14 protein-coding genes are annotated in these 14,327 nt (G+C 64.5%); 6 read left to right on the top strand and 8 right to left on the bottom strand.

Annotated elements, in window-relative coordinates:
* The first annotated feature begins 169 nt into the window (after positions 1 to 169).
* Positions 170 to 1,393, top strand: coding sequence for an acyl-CoA dehydrogenase family protein (locus ACELLULO517_RS24375; protein ID WP_227310052.1), 1,224 nt, complete (start codon positions 170 to 172; stop codon positions 1,391 to 1,393).
* A 47-nt stretch (positions 1,394 to 1,440) separates the two neighbouring features.
* On the opposite strand, the gene ACELLULO517_RS28780 is transcribed toward ACELLULO517_RS24375, so the two are convergent.
* The gene (locus tag ACELLULO517_RS28780; protein WP_264481647.1) at positions 1,441 to 1,575 is read right to left on the bottom strand and encodes a hypothetical protein; all 135 of its coding nucleotides are present in this window, start codon (positions 1,573 to 1,575) and stop codon (positions 1,441 to 1,443) included.
* 229 nt (positions 1,576 to 1,804) lie between these two features.
* Here ACELLULO517_RS28780 and ACELLULO517_RS24370 point away from each other — a divergent pair, with 229 nt between their 5' ends.
* Genes ACELLULO517_RS24370 through pbfA form a run of 3 tightly spaced genes read left to right on the top strand, consistent with a single transcriptional unit; the run spans position 1,805 to position 5,158 of the window.
* Entirely contained in the window at positions 1,805 to 2,923 is a 1,119-nt protein-coding gene (locus ACELLULO517_RS24370) for a TIGR03364 family FAD-dependent oxidoreductase (RefSeq protein ID WP_227310051.1), read from the top strand.
* Positions 2,920 to 3,726, top strand: coding sequence for a phosphonoacetaldehyde hydrolase (gene phnX / locus ACELLULO517_RS24365; protein ID WP_227310050.1), 807 nt, complete (start codon positions 2,920 to 2,922; stop codon positions 3,724 to 3,726). Before ACELLULO517_RS24370 ends, phnX begins: the two co-directional genes overlap by 4 nt.
* A gap of 10 nt (positions 3,727 to 3,736) precedes the next feature.
* Positions 3,737 to 5,158, top strand: a complete 1,422-nt coding sequence (pbfA, locus tag ACELLULO517_RS24360; RefSeq protein WP_227310049.1) for a (R)-1-hydroxy-2-aminoethylphosphonate ammonia-lyase — start codon at positions 3,737 to 3,739, stop codon at positions 5,156 to 5,158.
* Here the strand turns inward: pbfA and ACELLULO517_RS24355 are convergent.
* Entirely contained in the window at positions 5,147 to 6,085 is a 939-nt protein-coding gene (locus ACELLULO517_RS24355) for a LysR family transcriptional regulator (RefSeq protein ID WP_227310048.1), read from the bottom strand. The genes pbfA and ACELLULO517_RS24355 overlap by 12 nt on opposite strands.
* A gap of 122 nt (positions 6,086 to 6,207) precedes the next feature.
* Between ACELLULO517_RS24355 and ACELLULO517_RS24350 the strand changes: the two genes are divergently transcribed.
* Entirely contained in the window at positions 6,208 to 6,906 is a 699-nt protein-coding gene (locus ACELLULO517_RS24350; RefSeq protein WP_227310047.1) for a pirin family protein, read from the top strand.
* A gap of 56 nt (positions 6,907 to 6,962) precedes the next feature.
* On the opposite strand, the gene ACELLULO517_RS24345 is transcribed toward ACELLULO517_RS24350, so the two are convergent.
* The 5 genes from ACELLULO517_RS24345 to ACELLULO517_RS24325 form a co-directional block, all read right to left on the bottom strand.
* Entirely contained in the window at positions 6,963 to 8,084 is a 1,122-nt protein-coding gene (locus ACELLULO517_RS24345; RefSeq protein WP_227310046.1) for a sulfate/molybdate ABC transporter ATP-binding protein, read from the bottom strand.
* Positions 8,084 to 8,941: a sulfate ABC transporter permease subunit CysW gene (gene cysW, locus ACELLULO517_RS24340; RefSeq protein WP_227310045.1), complete on the bottom strand. Its 858-nt coding sequence runs from the start codon at positions 8,939 to 8,941 to the stop codon at positions 8,084 to 8,086. The genes ACELLULO517_RS24345 and cysW overlap by 1 nt, the downstream gene beginning before the upstream one ends.
* A gap of 5 nt (positions 8,942 to 8,946) precedes the next feature.
* Positions 8,947 to 9,834: a sulfate ABC transporter permease subunit CysT gene (cysT, locus tag ACELLULO517_RS24335; protein WP_227310044.1), complete on the bottom strand. Its 888-nt coding sequence runs from the start codon at positions 9,832 to 9,834 to the stop codon at positions 8,947 to 8,949.
* A complete protein-coding gene (locus tag ACELLULO517_RS24330) occupies positions 9,834 to 10,862 on the bottom strand; it encodes a sulfate ABC transporter substrate-binding protein (protein ID WP_227310043.1) in 1,029 nt (342 codons plus the stop codon). The genes cysT and ACELLULO517_RS24330 overlap by 1 nt, the downstream gene beginning before the upstream one ends.
* A 266-nt stretch (positions 10,863 to 11,128) precedes the next feature.
* On the bottom strand, positions 11,129 to 12,037 hold the full coding sequence (locus ACELLULO517_RS24325; protein WP_227310042.1) for a LysR family transcriptional regulator: 909 nt from the start codon (positions 12,035 to 12,037) through the stop codon (positions 11,129 to 11,131).
* A gap of 105 nt (positions 12,038 to 12,142) precedes the next feature.
* Here ACELLULO517_RS24325 and ACELLULO517_RS24320 point away from each other — a divergent pair, with 105 nt between their 5' ends.
* Positions 12,143 to 13,204, top strand: coding sequence for an aromatic ring-hydroxylating dioxygenase subunit alpha (locus ACELLULO517_RS24320; RefSeq protein WP_227310041.1), 1,062 nt, complete (start codon positions 12,143 to 12,145; stop codon positions 13,202 to 13,204).
* Here ACELLULO517_RS24320 and ACELLULO517_RS24315 read toward each other — a convergent pair.
* Positions 13,194 to 14,261 carry a LacI family DNA-binding transcriptional regulator gene (locus tag ACELLULO517_RS24315; protein WP_227310040.1) on the bottom strand — a complete coding sequence of 356 codons (1,068 nt, stop codon included), beginning with the start codon at positions 14,259 to 14,261 and terminating at the stop codon, positions 13,194 to 13,196. The two genes, ACELLULO517_RS24320 and ACELLULO517_RS24315, sit on opposite strands and share 11 nt — an antisense overlap.
* Between the last annotated feature and the right edge of the window lie 66 nt (positions 14,262 to 14,327).

Here is a 14,327-nt window from a genome sequence, read left to right as displayed (position 1 = left end):
GTTTTTTTATGATTGAGCGGCGTCACGCATCGGCAGGCAGGATCTGCCCCCGCGCGCCGTTATAAAAGCTTTGGATCGGCCAAGCGATAGGTTAAATAACGACACAATATTGCAAATTTATCCTTCATACCGAAAATACCTAATTTAAATCGTAATTAATGAGACGCTGATGACCGAGACCGAAGCCGCCTTTCCTGCCCCTTCCTCGCCCAGCTACGCGGCGCTGGCCGAGCGGTTCCGCCCGATCTTTCGGCGTATCGCGACCGACGCCATCCAGCGTGAGGCCGAGCGGATTCTGCCCTATGAGCCGATTGCCTGGCTGAAGGCGGCCGGTTTTGGCGCGCTGCGCATTCCTGTCTCAGACGGCGGGTTGGGTGCCACCATCCCGGAACTCATGGGCCTGATGATCGAATTATCTGCGGCCGATTCCAACGTGACCCAGGCGTTGCGCGCGCATTTCGGCGCGGTGGAGGACATCCTCGCGGCCGGCAGATCGGACCGGCGCGCACGTTGGCTGCCGCGTTTCGTGGCGGGCGATCTGGTCGGCAGCGCGCTGAGCGAGGCCGCCGGCAATACGCTCGGCTCCTTCGAAACGGTGCTGAAGGCCGAGGGCGATATCCTGCGGCTGAGCGGCACCAAATTCTACACCACCGGCACGCTTTATGCCGACTGGGTCCATTTCGCGGCAGAGTTGGACGGCGAGATCCGCAGCGGCTTCATTTCCGCGACGGCCGAGGGCGTCACCCGCCATGACGACTGGTCCGGCTTCGGGCAGAAGCTGACGGGCAGCGGCACGACGGTCTTCGACAATGCACCGGTCTTTCCTGAGGATGTATTTGCCTTCGATGCCCGCTCGAAATATCGCACGGCCTTCTATCAGCTGGTGCATCTGGCCACGCTCTCCGGCATCGGCCGCGCGGCTGCGCGCGATCTGACGGACCAGGTCGCTGGCCGCCGTCGCGCCTATAGCCATGGTGCGGCCGGCACAGTGCAGACCGATCCGCAGGTGCTGCAGGTCGTGGGGCATGTCCGCAGCCTGGCCTATGCCGCCGCTGCCATCACGCTGCAGACAGCCCAGGCCACACAGGCCGTCTATGACCTGTCGATCGGCGGCAAGGCTGAGGAGGCCGATGCCGCCACGATCATCAGCGAAATCAGCGTCGATCAGGCGCAGCCGGTGGTCGCGAAACTGGTTCTGGAAGCGACCGAAACCCTGTTCGATGCGCTCGGCGCCTCCTCCACCATCCGCGCGACCGCGCTGGACCGGCATTGGCGCAATGCCCGCACCCTCTCCTCCCACAATCCGCTGATCTACAAGCAGCGGATCGTGGGCGATTATGCGGTCAACGGCACCGCCCCACCCAGTTTCTGGATGGTCGGCGGCGTCGGTTAGCCGTCAAGCGGGCAAGGTGACGGGCGCAGGGCCCGCCACCGAACCACTTACCAGCTCGATTGCGACGGCGCCGATCCGTCACCCGGCGCGGAATTCGTCAATTTATGCGGTACCGGCTTTTCGGCGCAGGCAGCAATCGCAAGCACCATCGCGAATGCCGTCAGGACTTGAACAAACTTCATCTGTCTCGCTCCTTCTCTGTCACATAACAGCAACAATCTATCACGACCCGGATTGGCCACAAGCGCATGAACGGACAGTCCAGCCGCCCGGGGGGACAAGGTTGCGCCAGAGCGGATGACGACATGCGGATGACGATATGATGAAAGACAACGGCGGCGGCCTGTCTCTGCCATTGCTCCGCCCCGGCGCGGCTCGCTAATAGGCGGACACATCTATACGAGTCCGCCCATGACCTATGACATCGCCATTGTCGGCGCCGGCATCGTCGGCATCGCTCATGCGCTGGCCGCCAGCCGGCTTGGCCTTAGTGTCGTCATGATCGATCGCGACCAGCGCTCGGTCGGCGCCTCGATCCGCAATTTCGGCTTCGTCACCGTCACCGGCCAGCAGCAGGGCGAGTGCTGGCGCCGCGCCATGCGGTCCCGCGATATCTGGGAGGAGGTCGCCCCGCAGGCCGGCATTGCCATCCTCCATCAGGGTCTGGCCGTCGTCGCCCGCCGCCCCGAAGCGGCGACGGTCCTTGAAGCCTTCGCCGCGCACCCGGACATGGGCGTCGGCTGTGAAATCCTCTCGGCCGTCGAGGGCCGCAAGCGCTTTCCCTGGATGACGGGCGAGGCCGAGAACGTCCTGTATTCCCCGCATGACCGCCGGGTCGAATCCCGCGAGGCCATTCAGCAACTCATCGCCTGGTTGCAGGAAGCGCGCGGCGTTACCGTCATGCGCGGCGTCGCCGTCCATGGTGTCGAGCGCGGCCGGGTCTTGACCAGCGACGGCGTCATCGAGGCCGCCAAGATCGCGGTCTGTCCGGGCGACGATCTGGCGACGCTGTTCGCGGACCGACTGGCCGAGTTCAACGTCACCCGCTCAAAACTGCAAATGATGCGGCTGAAGCCGCGCACGCCGCTGCCGCTGGGCTGCGCGGTGATGACCGACCTCTCGCTCGTGCGTTATCTCGGCTATTCGGAACTGCCCGAGGCCGCCCCCCTGCTGACCCGCCTGAAGCAGGAACAGGCCCCGCATCTGGCCGGCGGCGTGCATCTCATCGCCGTGCAATCGGCCGACGGCAGCCTGGTGGTGGGCGATACCCATGTCTATGGCACCACCATGGACCCCTTCTCCGACACCGCGCTGGACGATCTGGTGCTGGATGAGTTCCACGCGGTCTTCCCGCATGTCGAATACGACATCACGGAGCGCTGGATCGGCACCTATGCCTCCGCGCCCGACCGCCTCGCTTTGCTCGACAAGCCGATGGACGATGTCCGGCTGACGGTCGTCACCAGCGGCACCGGCGCTTCCACCGCTTTCGCCATCGGCGAAGAAGTCATTCAGGAGTTGTGCGCATGAGCCACCACCTCAAGGCAGCGATCTTCGACTGGGCCGGCACGGTCATCGATTTCGGCTCCCGCGCGCCGATGGGCGCTTTCGTCGAAGCCTATAAGCGCTTCGACGTCGACGTCTCGGTGGCAGAAGCCCGCAAGCCCATGGGCCTGCCGAAACGCGCCCATATCGCCGCCCTGATGGCGGACCCCGATATCGCCGCGCGCTGGGCGGACGCCCATGGCGCGCTGCCGGGCGAGGCTGAGATCGATGCGCTTTATGCCGTCTTCGTGCCACTGAATACCGATGTCGTCGCCGACTATTGCACGCTCATCCCCGGCGCCGTCGCCATGGCCGAGGCCGTGCGCGCGCGCGGCATGAAGCTCGGCTCCACCACCGGCTATGTCCGCCCGATCATGGACCGCGTGCTGCCGCTGGCCGCAGCCCAAGGCTATGTGCCGGACAATCTGGTCTGCGCCGGTGACCTGGCGGACGGGCGCCCGACGCCGCTGATGATGTATCGCTGCTTCGCAGATCTGGGCGTCTATCCGCCCTCCGCCGTCGTGAAGATCGACGATACCGAACCCGGCATTCTGGAAGGCCTCGCCGCCGGCACCTGGACGGTGGGCGTCAGCATTTCCGGCAATTGCGTCGGCCTCAGCCATGAGGAGTGGCTCGCGACCCCGGATGAGGAACAGGCAGCGCTGCGCGCGCAGGCCGAGGATACGTTGCTCGCCGTCGGCGCGCATTATGTCATCGACAGCATCGCCGATCTGGTGCCGGTCCTAGACGAGATCGAGGCGCGTATGGCACGCGGCGAGCATCCCTGAGGCGAGACAGATGACAGGTCCGGTGCGCGCCGCTGCCGTTCGGGCTGGCGAAGGCGACGTCAACCACTCGCCCCGCCGCCAGGACTGGGCGGCGCGCCAAATCCAGGGTGCGAGCCGGGACCTGATCGACCGTGACGCAAGCGCCTTTCTGCATCAATCGGTCTCCTCCCCTTGTCTCAATGCCATCGCGCGGGCCGAGGGGATCTGGATCGAGGATGTCGCCGGCCGCCGCTACATGGATTTCCACGGCAATAACGTCCATCACATCGGCTATGGGCATCCGCGCCTGAAGGCGGCGATTGCCGCGCAGATGGACGCGCTGCCCTTCGCGCCGCGCCGCTTCACCTGCGAGCCTGCGGTGGCGCTCGCGGAGAAGCTGGCCGAGATCGCGCCCGGCGATCTGTCGAAGGTGCTTTTCACGACCGGCGGGTCAGACGCCATCGAGGTCGCGCTGAAAGTGGCGCGCGCCGCCACCGGTCGTTTCAAGACCATCTCCTTCTGGGACGCGTTTCACGGTGCCGGTTTCGGCGCGTCCAGCGTGGGTGGTGAGGCCATGTTCCGCAGCGGGCCCATCGGGCCGCTGTTGCCGGGCACGGAGCATGTGGCCCCCTTCGCCTGCTACCATTGCCCCTACGGCTATCCCGCCCCGAATGGCCTGCCGGACCTCGACCTCTGTCACATGACCTGCGCGAATTACCTGCGTTACGTGCTGGAGCGTGAGGGCGACGTAGCGGCAGTGATCGCCGAGCCCGCGCGCGCCGTGCCCTATCTGCCGCCGCCCGGCTATTGGAAGGCCGTGGCGGAAGCCTGCCGCGCCCATGGCACGCTGCTGATCTTCGATGAAATCCCCACGGGCCTTGGCAAAACCGGACGCATGTTCGCCTGCGACCATGACGGGGTGACGCCCGATATCCTGGTCATGGGCAAGGCTTTGGGCGGCGGCATTCTGCCCATCGCGGCGGTGCTCTGCCGGCCCGATCTGGATGTCGCCGGCGCCTATGCCTTCGGCCATTACACGCATGAGAAGAACCCTGTCACGGCGCGGGCCGCGCTGACGACCATTCAGATCATCGAGGATGAGGATCTGGTCGAAAACGCGCGCCGTGTGGGCGATGTGGCGCTCGACCGGCTTCACGCCATGAAGGCGAAGCATCCGCTGATCGGCGACGTGCGCGGGCGCGGCTTTCTGCTCGGCATCGAACTCGTGACCGACCGCGCAGCGAAGACAGCCGCCAGCAACGCGGCCGAGGCCATTCTGTATCGCGCCTTCGATCAGGGGCTCAGCTTCAAGACGACCATGGGCAATGTCCTGACACTGACGCCGTCCCTGATCACGACCGAGGATCAGATGATGCGAGCGCTGGATATTCTGGAGGCTTGCATCGCGGCAGAGGAAAACGGGGCGGCCGGCGCGCCTCTGTCAGCCGGTTAAGGCGAGGGCCGCCCTTGTCCAGGGGGCCGCGCCGGACGCGAAACGGCTGACCAGGAAATCGATCAGCACCTGCGTGCGGATCGGTCGTGGGCCGCCGGCCGGCGTCACCAGATGCAGCGCCAGGCTGGGGCTTTCCCAATCCGGCAAGACCGCCGCCAATCGGCCGGCCGCGATCGCGTCCCAGACGATGAAATCAGGCTGCAGGGCCAGGCCCTCGCCCGCTTCCAGCGAGGCCGTCAAAGCTTCAGCGTTATTGGCCGACAGACGCGGGCTGACGCTCACTGCCTCCTCCAGGCCGCTGGTCTTGTGACGGAAATGCCAGACATTGCCGCTGGCGAGATTGCTGTAGCCGAAACAGCGATGCTGGCTGAGGTCACGCGGACGGTCCGGCCTGCCGACCTGCGCGAAATAGTCCGGCGATCCCACGACATAGCGGTGAATGGGACAAAGCCGGCGCGCGACCAGGCCTGAATCCGGTAGATCGGCAATCCGCATTGCCACATCGATGCCGCCGGCGACCAGATCCGTCAGCCGGTCATCCAGATGCAGATCGACGGAGATATCCGGGTATTCGGCCAGGAAATCGGGCAGTGCCGGTGCCACATGGCGCAACCCGAAGGACATCGGCACGGCGAGCCGGATGCGCCCACGGGGCCGCGCGGATTTGGCCTGGGCCTCGGCCTCCACTGCTTCGCCCTCGGCCAGAATCTGCGCGGCGCGGACAGCCAGCACCCGCCCGGTCTCGGTCAGCGCGAACCGGCGAGAGGTGCGGTGGATCAGCTTCTCCCCAAACCGCGCTTCGAGACGAGAAATAGCCTTGGAGACGGTCGGGCCAGTAATGCCCAGATCGGCCGCAGCCCCGGCGAAGGACCCGGTTTCGGCGACTTTGGCGAAGATCGCCCAGGCTTCCAGATCAGGCAGGGACATGGCTCAACCACTGTTTTCGGAAAGAATGACGTTCCATCTTTTCTGTTTTCGTCATGCCTGTCGAGGTCCATCTTCCGCGTCAAGGACGGGACATCAGGGTCCTGCCGCCAGGAGTTACTCAAATGATCGACGTCAGAGCCTTTGCTGGCCTCGGTGGTGACAATCACGGATGGCTGAATGCCAAGCATCATTTCTCCTTCGCCAATTACTACGATCCCGAGCGCATGAACTGGGGCGCGATCCGCGTCTGGAACGATGACGAAATCGCCGCCAAAAGCGGTTTCCCGCCGCATCCTCATGCGGATATGGAAATCATCACTTATGTCCGGGAGGGTGCCATCACCCATAAGGACAGTCTGGGCAATGCCGGGCGGACGGAAGCCGGTGACGTGCAGGTGATGTCCGCCGGCAGCGGCATCCGCCATTCGGAATGGAATGAGGAGGATGAGACGACCCGCATCTTCCAGATCTGGATCATGCCGGAAACCCGTGGCGGCAAACCCTCCTGGGGTGCGCGACCCTTCCCGAAGGATGCCCGTTCAGGCCGCTTCGTGACGCTGGCCAGCGGTCTGCCGGGGGACGAGGATGCGCTGCCGATCCGCGCCAATGCCCGCGTGATGGGTGCGACGGTCAAGACCGGTGAGACGGTGACACTGCCGCTGGATGCCGGCCGCCATGCCTATCTGGTTCTGGCCAAGGGCTCCGTCACCATCAACGGCACAACGCTGAAGGCACGTGACGGCGCGGCCATCACCGGCGAAACGGCGCTCGATGTCGTCGGCCTGGACGATGCGGAAATCGTGCTGGTCGACGCCGCTTGATCTGACAAGGCTCAGCTAGTCCAAGGGCGCGTTCCAATCGGAACGCGCCCTTTCCGTCAGGCCATGACCAAAGCGCGCGGCGCTTCGAATTGCACCGAGCCGCCCGCGCCGGCCGCCGAAAAACTCATGCCCTGGGCCGCGATCAGCCGGGCGCGCGATCCTTCCTGCAGATGCAGGCTCGGCAGCCGATGCAAGGGCGTCAGCGCGGTCAATGCCAACTCGCCCAGCATGAGTTCGATTTTCGCGAAGGCGCCGGCAACCTTGATGGCCCGCACCACGGCCGGGCCATCCGATCGCGCTTCCAGCACCAGGTCATGCGGACGCACGTAAAGCGTCAGCACCGCACCCGGTGAAGCGAAAGCTTGGCCAGGCTCCACACTCTGCGCCAGCGCATGGCCGCTGACGGCCAGCAGCGCCAGACCGCCTTCGCCGATGACGCAGGGAATGCGATTGGCCTCGCCCAGAAATTCCAGCACGAAGGGGCTGGCCGGGCGCGTATAAAGCTCGGCCGGCGTGCCGATCTGCTCGACCTTACCTTGCGACATCAGGACGATGCGGTCGGCCAGTTCCAGCGCCTCCGCCTGATCATGCGTCACCAGCAGGCTGGTGATGGCCTGACCGTGATGCAGGTCGCGCAGCCATTGGCCAAGCTCCTTGCGCACTTTGGTATCCAGCGCGCCGAACGGCTCATCCAGCAGCAGAAGACGCGGTTCGATCGCCAGCGCGCGGGCCAAGGCCACGCGCTGCCGCTGGCCGCCGGACAGTTCGATCGGGTAACGATCAGCGAGCCAGCCGAGTTGAACGAGGTCCAGCAGCGCAGCGACACGGGCCTTGATCTCGGCTTTGCTCGGCCGCTGGCCGCGCGGGCGCACCTGCAGGCCGAAAGCGACATTGCCGGCGACCGTCATATGCCGGAACAGCGCGTAATGCTGAAAGACGAAGCCGACGCCGCGTTCGCGCGGATGGCGGGCGACATTATCCTCGCCATTGATCAGCACCTGACCGGAATCGGGGAAATCCAACCCGGCGATGATCCGCAGCAGCGTCGTCTTGCCCGAGCCTGACGGCCCGAGCAGCGCAACCAGTTCGCCTGCCGGAATGTCGAGCGAGACATCGTTCAGCGCCGCGAAAGCGCCGAACCGGCGGGAGACATTATGGATGGAGACATGGCCGGCCATCAGGCGGACACCTCTTCTTTGGTCGAACGGCCCAGAAACTGCCGCTCCAAGACTGTCTTGGCGATCAGCGTGACAAGTGCCAGCGACGCCAGCAGCGAGGCGACAGCGAAGGAACCGACGATATTATAGCCATCGTATAGCGCTTTAACGTCGAGCGACATGGTATCCGTCAGACCTAGAATATTACCGGAAACGACCGAAACGGCGCCGAACTCGCCCATCGCGCGGGCATTGCTGAGCAACACGCCATACAGCAGTCCCCAGCGCAATTTCGGAATGGTGATGCGCCAGAACATCTGCCAGCCAGAGGCGCCGAGCAGAATCGCTGCCTCCTCCTCATCCGCACCTTGCTCTTCCATCAGCGGAATGAGTTCGCGCGCGATGAAGGGCAAGGTCACGAAGATGGTCGCGATCATCATGCCCGGCAGCGCGAAGATGATCTTGAGGTTATGGGCTTCCAGCCAAGGGCCGAGCCAGCCTTGCCGTCCGTATAGCAGCACCAGCATCAGACCGGCGACGACGGGCGAGACGGAAAAGGGCAGATCCAGCACCGTCAGCAGCGCCAGCCGGCCAGGGAAGCGGAACCGCGCCAGGCACCAGCTGGCGGCCAGGCCAAAGACGACATTCACGACGAGGGCGACCGCCGCCACGATCAGCGTCAGCCAGATCGCGGAGAGCGTGTTCGGATCGACGATCGACGCGACATAGCCCGAAATCCCGCCGGCGAAAGCCTGGGCGAAAACCGTGATCAGCGGCAGCAGCAGAAACAGCACCATGAATAGCAGCGCGACCGTGATCATGATGACATTGACGACGCCGCCCTGGCGGCGCAGCCCGACACACTTTGCGCTAGCCATTTGCATTAGCCATGCCGGCTGCTCCTTACCAGACGCTGCAGCAGCATGATGACGCAGAGGATGACGAGCGACAGCACCAGCATCAGCGTGCCGATAGCGGCCGCCCCGGCGAAATCGAACTGCTCCAACTCGTTGACGATCAGCAATGGCACGATTTCGGAAACGCCGGGCTTATTGCTGGAAATGAAGATGACGGAACCGTATTCGCCAAGCCCCCGCGCGAAGGCCATGGCGAAACCGGCCGTCAGTGACGGCAGGATCGCGGGGAAGATGACGCGGCTGAAGATCTGCAGCCGGCCGGCGCCCAGCATATGCGCTGCCTCCTCCTGCTCGGCTTCCAGATCCTGCAGCACGGGCTGCACGCTGCGCACGACGAAGGGCAGCCCGACGAAGGTCAGCGCGACATAGACGCCGATGACGGTGAAGGAGACGCGAATGCCGTAAGGCGCCAGCCAGGAGCCCAGCCAGCCGTTCGGGGCGTAAAGGGTGGAAAGGGCAATGCCCGCGACCGAAGTCGGCAGTGCGAAAGGCAGATCGACCATCGCATCCGCCAGCCGGCGAAAGGGGAAGCGCGTGCGCACCAATACCCAGGCGATCAGCAGACCGAAGACCGCCGAGGTCAATGCCGCCAGCGCCGCACAGCCGAGACTGACCTTGAAGGCGCCCAACACGCGCGATGTCGCCAATAGCCGGATCAGACCACCGACACCGAGCGTCGCGGCATCGCCCACCATCGCGGCCGTCGGCAGGAAGACGATCAGGCTCAGCACGAACAGCGTAATGCCGAGGCTGAGACCAAGGCCGGGCAGAATATGCCGCCGGGTACGACCGCGGCGCAGCCAGCCCAGACCCAGATCCAAGCCAGGACCCGGTTTGCTGTCAGCGAGCGACATCAACCACCGTAGATCTGGTCGAAGACGCCGCCATTGGCGAAGAACTGCTTCTGCGCCGCCTGCCAGCCACCGAATGTCTCGATCGTGAAAAGATCGACCTTCGGAAACTGGGCTGCATATTTGGCGAGCGCCTGCGGATCGCGCGGACGATAGAAATACTTGGCCAGCAGATCCTGGGATTGCGGCGTATAGAGGTTCTGCAGATAGGCTTCCGCCACCGCGCGGGTCTTATGACGATCGACATTGGCATCGACGACCGCGACCGGCGGCTCCGCCAGGATGCTTTTGGCGGGGGTGATGATCTCATAGGCGCCGCCCTTGGCGACGGCCATATGCGCCTCATCCTCCCAGGAGATCAGCACATCGCCGATGCCCCGATTGGTGAAGGTGAGCGTCGCGCCGCGCGACCCGGCATCCAGCACCGGAACTTGCTTGTACAGCGCCCGAATATAGTCATTCGCCTTTTGCGTGCTGCCGCCGAAAGCGCCCAGCGCCCAGCCATAGGCGGCCAGGAAAGCCCAGCGCGCACCGCCCGAGGTTTTCGGATTGGCGACGACGATCTGCACACCGCTTTTCAGCAGATCCGGCCAGTCCTTCAGACCTTTGGGATTGCCCTTGCGGGTCAGGAAAACGATGGTGCTGGTATAAGGCGTGCTACCGTTCGGCAGGCGCTTCGCCCAATCGGCCGAGAGCAGGCCCGATTTGGCGATGGCGTCGATATCATAGCCGAGCGCGAGCGTGACGATATCGGCTTCCAGCCCGCTGATGACGGCGCGGGCCTGCGAGCCTGACCCGCCGTTGGACACGCTGACGGCAAGATCATCGCCGGTCTTGGCCTTCCACGCTGCCGCAAAGCTTGCATCATATTCGGCATAAAGCTCGCGCGTCGGGTCGTAGGAGACGTTGAGCAGCTTGAGTTTCGACGCGGCCTGTGCGGCGCGGGGCAGGCTCGGCAGGACAGCGCCCAGCCCGGCGGCGACGCCCGTCAGCAGGGCCGCCCGGCGATTGATCCCGGTTATGTCGTTCATATATGGCGCACTTTCCGTAGGATCGAATTTGCAACAAAAAGGTGATAAAGCAACAACATGCCATCGGATCGGCTGGCTAAGCGTGCAAGACACACGTCCCCCGTCAGCCGTCCGTAGGATCGACCACAACACTCTGATTGATCGCAATAGAAGTCAATATATCGATCTAACGAAGTACAATATTCGCCAGATACGGTGATTCTGCATATTTTTACGCATTTATGACGCAAATAGCAGAAATTGATCGCCCGACTGCTTGAGGGCGCTCAGGATAGGGCGGAAAATGCCTCTTCGATCCGGCGCAGGAAGGTGCGTGCCGCGATGGAAAGCTGCCGCGCCTGACCGACACAGACGCCGAGCGATAGCGGCCGCAGCACGGGGTCCGATAGCGGGGTAAAGGCGAGCGATCCCTGCCTTACCTCCTCCATCACATCCAGCGCCGTCAGCACGGCAATGCCGCCGCCGTCCCGGATCAGGGATTTGATCATCGCGATACTGTCCGACTGCGCGACAGGGCGCAGCGTGATGCCGGTCGCGGCTTCCAGAACGCTCAACTGCTCATGCACGGCGAGCGGCGGCATCGGCTTGATGATCCGCTCCTCCAGCGCGCGATTGAACCGCACGGCGGCAAGCCCGGCCAGCGCATGGCCGGGCGGCAGCGCGAAGCCGAGGGCGATCGGATGATGAGCGACCACGCTGATACCCCGCGCCGATTGCGGGTTGAGCATAATGCCGAAATCGACAAGGCCCGCCGCCACTGCATCCATCACCGCGACATTGTCCAGCACATGCGCGTCCACCGTGATGCCGGGCATATCCGAATGCAGCCGGGCGATTTCGCGCGACAGGAAACCGGCCGCCAGCGCGCCGATGATGGCGATGCGCACATGGCCGCGACGCAGCCCGACCAGATCGTCCATGCGCCCGCGCAACCGCTCGGCCGCCTGTGCCCAGTCCCGGCTGGCGGCCAGTAATTGCTCGCCGGCCGCCGTCAGCTTCAGGCCGCTCGGCTGCCGCTCGAACAACGGCATGCCGACATCCGCCTCGGCCCGCAGGATCTGCCGGTCGATGGCGGAGGCCGAGACATGCAGCACCTCGGCCGCGCGACGGATGGAACCCGCCTCGGCGACCACGACGAAATAACGGAGGAAGCGGGAGAAAAGCAGCGCGTCCACAGGCGTTCTCTTTTTTCGAACGGACAGTGCAAAACAAAGCTATTGAGATCAACGCTGAGGGTCAATACGTCTGGGCGGTCAGAAACCGATCCGCGAGATGCTGCGATGAGCGCGACCCTTACGAAACCCGCTGCCCCGATCGCCCTGCCGCGCGGCTGCACCTTTCTGGAGGCGGATTGGCGCATCCTCGCGCGGCAATGGTATCCGGTAGCGCTGGTGCGGGACCTGGATGAGACCGGGCTGCTCGGCGCCAAGCTGCTGGACCAGCCGCTGGTCGTCTACCGCGCGGGGGATGAGGTCGTGGTCGCGGACGATCTTTGCCCGCATCGCGGCGTGCCGCTGTCCATGGGCCGGAATGTCACGGGTGTCGGCGTCACCTGCCCCTATCACGGGCTGCGCTTCGCGGGGGCCGGGCGCTGCGTGCATGTGCCGGCGCATCCGTCCAACGGCATTCCGACCAAGCTGCATCTCAAAACCTATCCGGCCGTGATCCGCTACGGATTGATCTGGACTTGCCTTGACAACCAGGCGGGCGGCGAGCCCGCTATCCCGCCGATGCCGCATTGGGATGAGGATGGTTTCCAGCAGATCGTTTGCCCTTACATCGATATCTTCGGCTTCGCCGGACGGCAGATGGAAGGCTTTCTGGACGTCGCGCATTTCGGCTTCGTCCATGTCGATACCTTCGGTGACCCGGACAATCTGGAAGTCCCGCCCTATGACGTCGAGGCGCATACGAATGGGTTCGACGCCTATTACCGCAGCACGGTAAGCAATTTTCCGCGCGGCATCGAAGGCAATGCGCCGCCGGGCTTCGTCTGGCTGCGCCACTTCTCGGTTCAATTGCCTTTTGTCGCCACGCTGACCGTGCATTTTCCGGAGGACGGGCGGCTGGCCATCTTCAACGCGGCCTCGCCCGTGTCGGCAAAAGTGACGCGGCTATTCGTGCCCATCGCACGCAACTTCGGCACCGAAATCCCGGTGGAAGACGTCTACGCATTCAACCGCCTTGTTTTCGAGGAGGATAAGGCGATCATCGAAATGCAAAAGCCGGAGAACCTGCCGCTGGACCCGCGCATGGAAGCGCATATCCCGGCCGACCGCAGTTCCATCGCCTATCGCCGGGGGCTGCGCGACCTTGGGCTGAGCCAGTTTTTCACGGCTTGATTGACGCGGATAGGTCAATCCGCGCGACCGACTCCCGCACGATCAACCGCATGGGCAATTCCACCCGGCGTGGCGGCGCGATCAGCCCTTCGATCCGTTCGATCAGCATGCCGACCGCCGCCTGCCCAAGCGCGTAAGCGGGTTGCGCCAGCACCGTCACCGCCGGCGTCACCGCACTTGTCCAATCGGCATCGTGAAAACTGACCAGCGAGAGATCGCCGGGAATGGTCAGGCCGAGGGCCTTGGTCGCACGCAGGACTTCCAGCGCGATGAGGCTGTCGGACGCGAGTACCGCCGTCGGCCGATCGTCCCGCGCCAATAGCGCGCGGATCACGCCTTGCCCGTCGCCGCGCGGCGTCACGCCGAAATGGACCTGCGCCCAAGGATCGCCGATACCGGCCGCCTGCATCGCCCGCGCAAAACCCGCGATGCGGTTGGCGACCGTTGATATGTCTATTTCCGTATGGGCGCCCGCCAGCTTTGTCGCTGTCAGATAGGCGATGCGCCGATGCCCGGCATCCAACAGCAATGACGTCGCCTCAGCCGCCGCCGATGCGTCATCCATCACCACCGTATCGACGGCAAGCGCTGCGACTGTCCGATCCATCAGCACCAGCGGCCGCGCGTAATCCCGCAGATGGACCACATCGCCCGCCGCCGCCGGGGCGACAATCAGCCCGTCGATCTGCTTGCGGGCCAGCACCTCCACCGTCATGCGCTCCTCCGCGCTGTCCTCAGCCGAATTGGCGAGAATGACGTTGAAGCCCAGCGCGCGGGCGCCGTCGCTGATGCCGCGCACGGCGAGACCGAAATAGGGGTTCTCGATATCGCCGACGATGACGCCGATGGTGCCGGACCGCCCGGTGCTCATCGACCGCGCCATTTCATTCGGCCGGTAGCCGAGCGCCTCGGCCGCCGCCACCACACGCGCCCGCACGCTGGTGCTGACCGCGCCATATTGGCCGAGCGCGCGCGCCGCCGTCGCCTTGGAAACGCCGGCGGCCTGGGCGACATCCTGCACGGTCGCCGGCTTTCTGGGGGGCGTCTCCTGGCTCATACCCCGCCGTAACGGTCCTGACCCTGCCCCGTCAAGCGGCTGAAATTAGCTATTGAGACCGGTCTC

The organism is Acidisoma cellulosilyticum (genome assembly GCF_020621385.1).
GTDB classification, from domain to species: Bacteria; Pseudomonadota; Alphaproteobacteria; order Acetobacterales; family Acetobacteraceae; genus Acidisoma; species Acidisoma cellulosilyticum.
Note: the sequence above shows the minus strand (reverse complement) of the source record. Positions and strands in the feature narration are given on the sequence as shown.

Excerpts from the sequence above, each read along its gene's own strand:
- ACELLULO517_RS24375 (WP_227310052.1), top strand. The coding sequence starts at position 170 with ATGACCGAGACCGAAGCCGCCTTTCCTGCCCCTTCCTCGCCCAGCTAC.
- ACELLULO517_RS28780 (WP_264481647.1), bottom strand. The coding sequence starts at position 1,575 with ATGAAGTTTGTTCAAGTCCTGACGGCATTCGCGATGGTGCTTGCGATT.
- ACELLULO517_RS24370 (WP_227310051.1), top strand. The coding sequence starts at position 1,805 with ATGACCTATGACATCGCCATTGTCGGCGCCGGCATCGTCGGCATCGCT.
- phnX (WP_227310050.1), top strand. The coding sequence starts at position 2,920 with ATGAGCCACCACCTCAAGGCAGCGATCTTCGACTGGGCCGGCACGGTC.
- pbfA (WP_227310049.1), top strand. The coding sequence starts at position 3,737 with ATGACAGGTCCGGTGCGCGCCGCTGCCGTTCGGGCTGGCGAAGGCGAC.
- ACELLULO517_RS24355 (WP_227310048.1), bottom strand. The coding sequence starts at position 6,085 with ATGTCCCTGCCTGATCTGGAAGCCTGGGCGATCTTCGCCAAAGTCGCC.
- ACELLULO517_RS24350 (WP_227310047.1), top strand. The coding sequence starts at position 6,208 with ATGATCGACGTCAGAGCCTTTGCTGGCCTCGGTGGTGACAATCACGGA.
- ACELLULO517_RS24345 (WP_227310046.1), bottom strand. The coding sequence starts at position 8,084 with ATGGCCGGCCATGTCTCCATCCATAATGTCTCCCGCCGGTTCGGCGCT.
- cysW (WP_227310045.1), bottom strand. The coding sequence starts at position 8,941 with ATGGCTAGCGCAAAGTGTGTCGGGCTGCGCCGCCAGGGCGGCGTCGTC.
- cysT (WP_227310044.1), bottom strand. The coding sequence starts at position 9,834 with ATGTCGCTCGCTGACAGCAAACCGGGTCCTGGCTTGGATCTGGGTCTG.
- ACELLULO517_RS24330 (WP_227310043.1), bottom strand. The coding sequence starts at position 10,862 with ATGAACGACATAACCGGGATCAATCGCCGGGCGGCCCTGCTGACGGGC.
- ACELLULO517_RS24320 (WP_227310041.1), top strand. The coding sequence starts at position 12,143 with ATGAGCGCGACCCTTACGAAACCCGCTGCCCCGATCGCCCTGCCGCGC.
- ACELLULO517_RS24315 (WP_227310040.1), bottom strand. The coding sequence starts at position 14,261 with ATGAGCCAGGAGACGCCCCCCAGAAAGCCGGCGACCGTGCAGGATGTC.